This window comes from Collinsella aerofaciens, from assembly GCF_964243765.1.
Taxonomy (GTDB): Bacteria; Actinomycetota; Coriobacteriia; order Coriobacteriales; family Coriobacteriaceae; genus Collinsella; species Collinsella aerofaciens_BU.
Map to the genome: position 1 here is coordinate 1 of NZ_CAXTGI010000032.1, position 890 is coordinate 890.

An 890-nucleotide genomic window follows, 5' to 3' on the forward strand; every position below is an offset into this window, starting at 1 on the left:
CGGCCGCGGGAGAGCTCGGCGGAGGGCACGACGAGAAGGTCCAGGCCCTCCTTGTACAGCACGTCGTTGGTGACGGTGTTGCGGGCGTAGACGCAGATCTTGCCGGGCTCGACGCACAGGGTGTTGGAGCCGTCGTTCCACTGCTCGCGGGAGGCCGCGATCGGGTCGCCGCCGCCGCAGGGGATCAGCTTGACCTGGTCGACGCCGGTGGCGTCCTCCAGGACGTGCTCGAGGGTGTCCTCGATCAGGCGGATGTTCACGTCGCCCGGGTTCTTGCCGGCGGTCAGCTCGTAGACGCGCAGGGTGCCCATGATGGCGGGGTGGATCGTGAACTTATCGACGTCGATCTGGGTGAAGACCGTGTCGAGGTGCATGAAGGCGCGCGAGACGGGGATGTCGAAGGCCAGGATGCGCTCGACCTTGGAGTCGGAGTTCCAGAAGATGTTCTGGGCCATGACGTCGATCGCGGCGGCCTGGGTGCGCTGGGAGATGCCGACGGCGAGGGTCTTCTCGTTGATGTTCAGCACGTCGCCGCCCTCGGTGTGGAACTGGCAGTCGCGGCGGAAGTACAGGGAGACGTCCTTGTAGTCGGGGTGGTACTTGAAGACGTACTTGCCGTACAGGGTCTCGCGGTTGCGGGTGACCGAGTACATGCGGTTGAGGTTGACGCCCTCGCCGACGACCGCGAACGGGTCGCGGGTGAAGTAGAGGTTGGGCATCGGGTCGATGATCAGGTCGGACTCGGACTCGGAGTTGACCAGGGAGTCGAGGGTCGTGGACGCCGTGAGGGGCATGTCGATCTCGGCCTTGGTCATGCCGGCCATGGTCTTCTTGACGAACTCGAGGTTGTCCTCGATGGAGTCCAGCTTCTCGCGGACGATCTGCGGCAT

At 64.8% G+C, this 890-nt stretch carries 1 protein-coding gene; it reads right to left on the minus strand.

Annotation, left to right across the window (positions count from 1 at the left end):
* Positions 1-890, minus strand: an 890-nt coding sequence (locus ACESSC_RS09775; protein WP_373162749.1) for an arginine deiminase, incomplete at both ends; no start/stop codon positions are given.